Annotated in this window: 6 protein-coding genes; 4 read left to right on the top strand and 2 right to left on the bottom strand. The window is 62.4% G+C overall.

Annotated features, from left to right (window positions below; genetic code table 11):
- Positions 1 to 226: 226 nt before the first annotated feature.
- Positions 227 to 1,852 carry a hypothetical protein gene (locus HX812_RS22925; RefSeq protein WP_038846612.1) on the bottom strand — a complete coding sequence of 542 codons (1,626 nt, stop codon included), beginning with the start codon at positions 1,850 to 1,852 and terminating at the stop codon, positions 227 to 229.
- Between the two features lie 142 nt (positions 1,853 to 1,994).
- Between HX812_RS22925 and pvdM the strand changes: the two genes are divergently transcribed.
- From pvdM to HX812_RS22910, 3 genes are read left to right on the top strand one after another with little or no spacing between them, the layout of a single operon-like run.
- A complete protein-coding gene (gene pvdM / locus HX812_RS22920) occupies positions 1,995 to 3,344 on the top strand; it encodes a pyoverdine-tailoring dipeptidase-like protein PvdM (protein ID WP_038846615.1) in 1,350 nt (449 codons plus the stop codon).
- Between the two features lie 18 nt (positions 3,345 to 3,362).
- A complete protein-coding gene (locus HX812_RS22915; RefSeq protein WP_038846618.1) occupies positions 3,363 to 4,637 on the top strand; it encodes an aminotransferase class V-fold PLP-dependent enzyme in 1,275 nt (424 codons plus the stop codon).
- Positions 4,638 to 4,670: 33 nt separating this feature from the next.
- Positions 4,671 to 5,531, top strand: a complete 861-nt coding sequence (locus tag HX812_RS22910) for a formylglycine-generating enzyme family protein (protein WP_038846620.1) — start codon at positions 4,671 to 4,673, stop codon at positions 5,529 to 5,531.
- Positions 5,532 to 5,589: 58 nt separating this feature from the next.
- Here HX812_RS22910 and HX812_RS22905 read toward each other — a convergent pair whose 3' ends face one another.
- Positions 5,590 to 6,420 carry a N(5)-hydroxyornithine transformylase PvdF gene (locus HX812_RS22905; protein WP_038846623.1) on the bottom strand — a complete coding sequence of 277 codons (831 nt, stop codon included), beginning with the start codon at positions 6,418 to 6,420 and terminating at the stop codon, positions 5,590 to 5,592.
- 200 nt (positions 6,421 to 6,620) lie between these two features.
- Here HX812_RS22905 and HX812_RS22900 point away from each other — a divergent pair, with 200 nt between their 5' ends.
- The gene (locus tag HX812_RS22900; protein WP_038846624.1) at positions 6,621 to 8,273 is read left to right on the top strand and encodes a cyclic peptide export ABC transporter; all 1,653 of its coding nucleotides are present in this window, start codon (positions 6,621 to 6,623) and stop codon (positions 8,271 to 8,273) included.
- Positions 8,274 to 8,289: the final 16 nt, after the last annotated feature.

The following is an 8,289-nucleotide window of genomic DNA, read 5'->3' as shown; positions in this document are numbered from 1 at the left end:
CTGCCTGATAAGTCACGGTGGAGAAGAAAGTCCGTTTTCAGCTGCCGCTTGAATCGGGTGCTGTGCGCCCCGCCTCCAAAAAGCGGGCGCAGCCGGGGGCCTGGAGAGGCTTCCGGCAGGCTTGGAAAATTAAGGGATTTGGCAGGCGGGGGGTGACATGGGAAGCGGGGACAAGGGGGAATTGGGTTGGTTCAATCTGTGGTGGCTGCGCCCACCACAGCCCCATTCAAGGGGTTTTCAGCTTCAGGTGCCGCGCATACCAAGGCCGCTTCGGCACCCGCTTGAACAAGCCTTGCAACATTCCCTCGTCTTCACCAAAAGTAATGCGCAGCGCCAGCTTCATGACCTCCGGGTCCATCTCCATCGACTTGCCCACCTGCAACCCCGGCGTGGTGCTGCAGCCATGGGTATCCGGGCCCAGCCAGGGGTCGCCGACTTCCACCCAGCGACCCGGTGCGAACCAGGCCACGCCGTTGACTTGCATGCGCTGGACTTCGCCCGGATTGAAGCGTTCATGGGCACGGAACCAGTCTTCGATGCGGTCGTCGATCCAGCCGTGGAAATGCCAGAACACCGGATTCACATGGGAGGAAAACGGGTCGCCAAGGAAGTCGTTTTCCGCTGCATACCAGCGCGCAGCAAAATCGGAAGGGTCGCGGGCCATGGGCACGGGGGCGCCGTTGGACGGGTCGCGCGGCACCGAGGCCCAACGCATGTGCAGCCAGTCGTGCAGGCCCAGCTCCATCTCGGAGCCCAACTGGCCCAGGGTGAATTTGGCCAGGTAGCGCGGGTCGCGGTATTGGGACTCCCACACCTGGAAATTGCTGTGATAGGTCTCGGCGGCCTTGATGTCGCTGACCCACTGGGTGTAGTCGCTGTCATCCGGCGCCCACCAGGTGGGTGGCAGCGCAAAACCATCGTGGTTATCGAAGTAGCGCAAAAAACCCTGGCGATCACGCTCCAGGGCCGGTTGCGGCTCGGGGAATTGCGGCCAGGAGGGCAGATCCTGCATCGCGCGAGCCGTGCCGAGCATGTGACGGTGCATAAAGAAGAAATCGATGCCCGAGCCGTTGCGGTCCTTGCGCTTGCCCCGGGCATCGCGCTCCTGGCCGCGCGGGCCGGGTTGCCAGCCGATGCCGCGCAAGGCCTCGCGCTTTTCCTCGGAGAGTTTGTGCCACTGGTCACGGGTGGCGTGCCACAGCTGGTGGAACAGCCGGTGTTCGGGCGCAATCAGCCAAGCCAGCAAGGTCGGATTGAGGCCGATGCGTTGGCGGGCTTCTGGGAACCAGTGCTTATGGGCGATGAAGCGGTTATCGCGCTCGACCAACGCCAGGGGGCGACCCAGGTCGAGGATCTGCCCGCTGAGGGTGCTGCTGCCGGCGTTGGCAAAATCCGCCCAGACCTGGTCGAGGGTCATCTTGAATTCATAGGCGGGCGTACCGTCGGACGAATCGCGGTCGATCAGCCGCCAGTAGAGCACGGTGCTCTCCCCCGTCAGCAGGTCACCCAACACCCGGTAGCGTGGCTCGCCGTCGGCGCGCAGGTGGGCGGCGGTGTCTAGGTAACCGCGCAAACCGCGTCCACGGGGGGCGATGTCGAGCAGCAGTTGCAAATCTTGCAGTGGCAGCCCTTTGAGGGCGGCATCGCGGCCTTCCAGGCGCAGGTCCCACACCCCACGCAGGGTGTTCGCCAAGTGCTGGCCGGCGGTGTCGGCCAGGTCCACCGTGGCTTCGCCGGGGGTGATGGGGAATTCTTCTTCGCGCGTCAACTCGCGATGGGCATAGAAGGCGGCCGGCACCGCGGCGCCTGTCAGCGCCAGGCCTGCGATGAACCCACGTCGAGAGATGGTCATTGTCTACCTTAGGAAACGGCTTTATCAGAGCTAGAACGTTTGCCCGCCGGGGAAATTTACCGAGGCGCCCTCGCCGCCTAAATTTTGCCGCCGATCACTCGTTCTTCCCTGATAGCGAAGGCCTCAACTGACTGAGATGGCAATGACAAAACCACGTTCGAAAAAGGCGCTGTACATCGGCTTGCCACTGGCACTGGCCATCGGTGCCGGGGCCGGTTTCCTGGTCTGGGATCACTGGTTCAAAGGCAATGCTGGCTACCCGCTGGAGGTGATCAAGCAGGCCAATGAAATGCAGGACCGGCTGCTGTCGTTCGACAGCCATATCACCGTGCCCGTGGATTTCGGCACTGCCGGCAACGAGGCGGACAAGGACGGTGAAGGCCAGTTCGACCTGGTCAAGGCGGCCCGCGGGCGTCTGTCCGGCGCGGCATTGACCATCTTCGGCTGGCCGGAAATCTGGAACGGCCCCAACGCCCCGCACAAGCCCACCGACGGTTTTGTCGAAGCCGCGCGCAACGAGCAGGAAGTGCGCTACAAGATCATCAGCGGCATGGTGCGCGACTTCCCCAACCAGGTCGCCATCGCCTATACCCCGGATGATTTCCGGCGGCTGCACGGCGAGGGCAAGTTCGCGATCTTCATCAGCATGCTCAACGCCTACCCGCTGGGCAACGACTTGAACCAGCTGGACCTGTGGGCGGCGCGCGGCATGCGCATGTTCGGCTTCAGCTACGTGGGCAACAACGCCTGGTCGGACTCGTCGCGGCCGCTGCCGTTTTTCAATGACTCCACTGACGCCCTTGAGGGCCTGTCGGACATCGGCAAGCAAGCGGTACACCGCCTCAATGACCTGGGGGTGATCATCGACGTATCGCAAATGTCGACCAAGGCCCTGGAGCAAGTGGCGCAATTGAGCCGCACGCCGATGGTGGCGTCCCACTCGGCGCCACGCGCCTCCGTGGATATCCCGCGCAACCTGAGCGACAAAGAGCTGCAACTGATCAAAAACAGCGGCGGCGTGGTGCAGATCGTCGGCTTCTCCGCCTATCTGCGCCCGCTGAGCCAGCCGACCCAGGACAAGCTCAACGCCCTTCGCGCCCGCTTCGACCTGCCGCCCCTGCCCAACCTGGCCGTAGCGCTGATGCCGGGCGACGCGATCATTGCCGCCTGGCCCGAACACAAGTTCGGCGAGTACGCCAGTGCGCTGTACGGCATCCTCGATGAAGAGCCGAAGGCCACCCTCAAGGACCTGGGCGATGCCATCGACTACACCGTGCGCAAGATCGGCATCGACCATGTCGGCCTGTCGTCGGACTTCAACGATGGCGGCGGCGTCCAGGGCTGGAACAACGTCGGCGAAATACGCAACGTCACCGCCGAACTGATCCAGCGCGGCTACTCCGAAGCCGATATCGCCAAGCTGTGGGGAGGCAACTTCCTGCGCGTGTGGGACCAGGTCCAAAAAGCCGCCAAGCCCTTGGCCAACCGTTAATCATCCAGAAGCCAGTCCATGACCGACCGCCGTACCTTTCTCAAGCAGGCCGGGGTATTTGCCGCCAGCCTGCCACTGGGCGCCGCCCTGCTCCCGCAGGCCATCGCCGCCAACGCTCCACCCGATGACCCATGGACGGGACTCAAGCAACTGTTCAACCAGGACCCGGCTTACCTGCATTTTTCCAACTTCCTGGTGGCTTCGCACCCCAAGCCGGTGCGCGAGGCCATCGAACGCTACCGCGCGCAGATCGATCGCAACCCCGGGCTGGCCATGGACTGGGACCTGCAGGAAACCTGGAAACGCGAAGGCCAGGTGCGCGAGTGGGCCGGCCGGTACCTGAAGGCCACACCACCGCAGATCGCCCTGACCGGCAGTACTTCCGAAGGTTTGGCGATGATTTATGGCGGGATCAAGGTGCGGCCTGACCAGGAGATACTCACCACCGTCCACGAACACTACGCCACCGAGTTCAGCCTGGATTTCCGGGTGCGCAAGGAGCAGACCCAGGTCCGCAAGATTCGCCTGTTCGACAACGCCAACCGCGTATCGGCCGACGAAGTGCTGGGCAACATCCAGCGCAATATCCGCCCCAACACCCGCGTACTCGGCATGACCTGGGTGCAGTCCGGCAGCGGCGTGAAGCTGCCCATCGGCGAGATCGGCAAGCTGGTGGAGGAACACAACCGCAACCGTGACGAGCAGGACCGCATCCTTTATGTGGTGGACGGCGTGCACGGATTCGGCGTGGAAAACCTCGACTTCCCGGACATGCACTGCGATTTTTTCATCGCCGGCACCCACAAATGGATGTTCGGCCCACGCGGCACGGGCCTTGTCTGCGCCCGCGACCCGCAAAACAAGTACGTGACCCCGATGGTGCCGACCTTCTCCGAAGACAAGGACTTCGCCACCATCATGACCCCGGGCGGCTACCACGCCTTCGAGCATCGCTGGGCGGCGGACGAGGCGTTCAAGCTGCACCTGCAATTGGGCAAGGCGCAGGTGCAGGCGCGGATTCACGCACTCAATACCGAACTGAAAGAGCAATTGCTGGCCGACCCGAAGATCGAACTGGTCACGCCGCACAGCCCTGAACTATCGGCGGGCTTTACCTTCTTCCGCGTCAAGGGCCAGGACAGTGATGCCGTCGCGGCCTACATGATGAAAAACCGCGTCGTGATCGACGCCGTGGACCGCGATGTCGGCCCCGTCATCCGCACCTCCCCCGGCCTGCTCAACTCTTCCGCCGAAATCCAGCGCTTCATGACCTTGCTGAGCCAGCGGGCGTGACGCACACCTTTTCCCTTTGAATGAGAGGCCCACATGAACAAACCCCTCACAGCCCTGGCGCTCACCGCCTTGTGCGGCGCCTTGCTGCCCACCCTGGCCCAGGCCGCCGCGCCGCAACCTGGCAAGGTGTTCAAGGATTGCAAGGACTGCCCGGAAATGGTGGTGCTGCCCGCCGGCACCTTCACCATGGGCACGCCCGAGGATGAAGTCGGCCGCGAGCCGGATGAAGGCCCGATGCATGAAGTGATCTTCGTCAAGCCGTTTGCCATGAGCCGTTTTCATATCACCGCTGGCGAATGGGACAGCTACGTGCGCCAGACCGGCGTGAAGATCGCCGATGGCGACACCCGCCCCGGCCGCGAATGTATCGCCAGCAAGCCACGCTATCCCCAGGGCCCGCGCCAGCCGGCGGTGTGCATGGACATGGATGACATCAAACGCTATGTGGCCTGGCTGTCGAAAAAGACCGGCCAGCAGTACCACATGGTCAGCGAGTCCCAGCGCGAATACGCCGCACGCGCAGGCTCTACCGGGCCGTTCCCCTTCCCGTTCGATGAAGGCAAGGACTACAGCATCGCCAAGCATGCCAACACGTACGGGCCCGCCGATGGCTACAGCTATTCGTCACCGGTCGGCAGCTACCCGCCGAATGCGTTTGGCATGTACGACATGCATGGCAACGTCTACGAACGAGTGGCCGACTGCGAGCACCCCAACTACATCGGCGCCCCTACGGACGGCAGCGCGTGGATGGAGCCTACTTGCGAGGGCTATATGATCCGGGGCAATGACTGGGGTGAAGCGCCGGTGTTTTCGCGCTCGGGCAATCGCAACAACATCTACCCGCAGACGCGCGGGGATTGGATTGGGTTTCGCGTAGTGCGCGACCTGTAACACACAGGAGACTTAATGTGGGAGCAAGCCCGCTCCCACATTTCTAACCGTGCCCGCTTTAGATTCCTTTTTGGGCCAACAACGCCAACCCCTCATGCAACGCCGGGAACAGGCTGTTATTGAAGTTGTTCCAGCGCAACTCAAGGATGGTGTCTTCCGGGGTGATCTCGGTCTTGAGCACGTCGTGGAACACTTCGCCCGAATCGATGCCGTTGTCCACGTAGTGGAAAGACGCGCCGGTGAGGTACAGCGGCTCTGATGGCGTGGTGGCCTTGGTCGCCCAATCCGTGATCGTCAAACCGCGCGCACCGTACAAGGCATTCCAGGTGGCATAGGCACCACGACGCTCGTACGGCGATTCAATACGGGTAATGCCCGGATGGATGTTCATGATACGACGGGCAAATGGCGCACCGGGACGCACCAGCTCATCCAGGATCACCAGCAAACCGTCCAGCACCACGATATCGGCCTTCAACTCCACCAGCGTGTCGTGCAGGCGACGCTCGAAGTCTTGCTTGCCGGCGATGTGTTCCGCGCTGCCCCGTGGCAGGCGTCGATAGGTCGACGGCACGCTCAGCAGCAAGTCATTGACCAGACGTCCCTGTACGCGCAGATCGGCCGGATACAGCCACTGGCGACCCGGCTGGTAGGCAAAACCGTAGTCGGCCACCAATTGCTGGTCCCGTGGGTTCTGCTCGTCGTCGTCATACACCACGCCCACCAGGTTGTAGGCCTCGCCCAGCGGCGTGTCGTTCAGTGCGCCCGCCAGGGATTCCAGCACCGACATCATGTAGCGCTCATGGTCTTTGTACGCCACCGGCTGCCCGGCTTTGTCGGCCGCAGCATTACGCAGGGACCACACGTACACCAGATTCTTTTTCGTCATTGTTTCGCTCTCGCTGGATAGATCAGGCACGCGCCAATACGCGTGCGCCTACACCACAAGAACGAACCAGCCGCCGTGCAATTTATCCACCCCCTTCACCATCGGGCACACCGAGCTAAATAGTCGCGCCAATCCTTCGTTTGTCATGGGTAAGGGTCTGTGTGCCCAGCCCCCTCTTTTTCACTTTCCGGGAAGTATTTATGACCGACCCCAAGCGCGGCGCCTTCAGCGGTTTGCTCGCATTGCTCAGGCCCTTTCGCACCATCGTGACGGTCTCCGTCGCCCTGGGCATGGCCGGCGGCCTGGCCATCACGTTGCTGCTGGCGACCATCAACAATGCCCTGCACTCCTCCACCGGAATGACGCAGGGGGTGATCCTGACGTTTGCGGCGCTGTGCCTGCTGGCACTGACCAGTTCGATTGTCTCGGATATCGGCACCAACTATGTCGGCCAGCGGATTATCGCGGCACTGCGCAAGGATCTCGGCGAAAAGGTACTGTCGGCGCCCATCGAACAGATTGAGCAGTACCGCTCCCACCGCCTGATTCCGGTGCTGACCCACGACGTCGACACCATCAGTGACTTTTCCTTCGCCTTCACTCCGCTGGCCATCGCAACGACGGTGACCCTGGGCTGCCTGGGCTACCTGGCGTACCTGTCGGTACCGATGTTCCTGATGATGGTGGTCGCCATCATCATTGGCAGCAGCGTGCAATTCATCGCCGGCGCCAAGGGCATTCGCGGCTTCGATGAGGCCCGCGACCAGGAAGACGAGCTGCAACGCTACTATTCGGCGATTGCCTCGGGCGCCAAGGAGCTGCGCATCCACCGGCCTCGCCGCTACCGCATGAACACCCACCGCATCCAGGAAACCGCCGACCGGATCAGCGACATCCAGGTGCGCTCGGTGAACATCTATATCGTCGCCAAGACCTTCGGCTCGATGCTGTTCTTCGTGGTCATCGGCCTGGCCCTGGCGATGCAGGCCTACAACCCCAACCCGGACCCGGCGGTGATCACAGGCTTCGTGCTGGTGCTGCTGTACATGAAAGGCCCGCTGGAGCACGTGGTGGGCTACTTGCCGATCATTGGCAAGGCGCGCATTGCCTTTGCACGCATTACCGAACTGTCCGAGCGTTTCTCGTCCCCGGAACCGCACCTGCTGATGGATGGCAGTGAAGCCCCCAAGCCGGTCGTGAACAGCCTGGAATTGCGCGGCGTGACGTACAGCCCGCCACCGGTCGAAGGAAGCCAGCCGTTCCACCTGGGGCCGATCAACCTGAGCATCAAGCAGGGCGATATCGTGTTCATCGTGGGCGAAAACGGCTGCGGCAAGACCACCCTGATCAAACTTTTGCTGGGCCTGTATCAACCCCAGGCCGGGGAAATCCGCCTCAACGGCGAAACCGTGACCGACCCCGCGCGCGATGACTATCGCCAGTTGTTCACCACGGTATTCGCCGACTACTACCTGTTCGATGACCTGGTACAGGGCAGCGCCACCCAGTCCCTGGACAGTGCCGCCAAGTACCTGGAGCGCCTGGAAATCGCGCACAAGGTCAGCGTCAAGGACGGCGTATTCAGCACCACCGACCTTTCCACCGGCCAGCGCAAGCGCCTGGCACTCGTGAATGCCTGGCTGGAAGAACGCCCGGTGCTGGTGTTCGACGAATGGGCGGCCGACCAGGACCCAGCCTTCCGTCGCGTTTTCTATACCGAGCTGCTGCCGGACCTCAAGCGCCTGGGCAAGACCATCATCGTGATCAGCCACGACGACCGCTATTTCGATATTGCCGACCAGTTGGTGCGCCTGAGTGCAGGGAAAGTCGTTGCAGAACTGGAGCCCGCATAAATTTTTCCGGTTTTTG

The organism is Pseudomonas sp. IPO3749, assembly GCF_013386605.1.
GTDB lineage: Bacteria > Pseudomonadota > Gammaproteobacteria > Pseudomonadales > Pseudomonadaceae > Aquipseudomonas > Aquipseudomonas azotoformans_A.
The sequence above is the reverse complement of the archived record's forward strand: the minus strand, read 5'-3'. Positions and strand labels throughout refer to the sequence as shown.